General features: G+C 52.7%; 1 protein-coding gene. It reads right to left on the minus strand.

All coding sequences use genetic code 11. The features are described 5' to 3' along the window. Positions 1-433: C1 family peptidase (locus DK870_RS29210; RefSeq protein WP_218580695.1), on the minus strand; the 433-nt coding region annotated here is incomplete at its 3' end. Positions 434-577: the final 144 nt, after the last annotated feature.

A 577-nucleotide genomic window follows, 5' to 3' on the forward strand; every position in this document is an offset into this window, starting at 1 on the left:
AGTTATAGAGTCCACCGCTGACCAGACCGTCAGAGCTCCAGAAATTCCAAGCAGATGAGGGGTATCCACCGTCACATCCAAAGCCACAGCGGTCACAGCAGGTAAGCAGGTCCTGAGCGGAGATCTCCACACTCACTTTGGCATTGCTGTGGATGCAGATTCTGTCAGATATGGCTTCAGCAGCACCAAATGCCCAGCATGAACCGCAAGAACCCTGGTCTCTGATCTCTTTAAGAGTGGGGCAGTTGGGCCACTGCTCTCTGGGGTCAAAGTTAGCGGGGAGCTTGAGGTCATCAGCATACTGTACCATGACGGGGAGTTTCGGTCCTTTCAGCAGTGTCCCACACAGCCTCTTCACATAGCTGTAGTCTACATCACGGAAGTTGTGTCCAGCCTTCCAAGTAGTGTTTGCTTTATTGATGAAGTTTACCATCTCATGGGAGAGGGGAGCTAGGCGAGGTCGAGCCCAGCTAACCGAAAGGGCTGAGACCACGCACAGGAAAGCCAGCCGCCACATTCTGTCTTTTGTCTGCTGGCTGTCGTTCTCTCTGAAATGTGTGCCTCACTCCCCAAAAAA

The sequence above is a fragment of the Pseudomonas sp. Q1 genome (assembly GCF_009935975.1).
Classification (GTDB): domain Bacteria; phylum Pseudomonadota; class Gammaproteobacteria; order Pseudomonadales; family Pseudomonadaceae; genus Aquipseudomonas; species Aquipseudomonas palleroniana.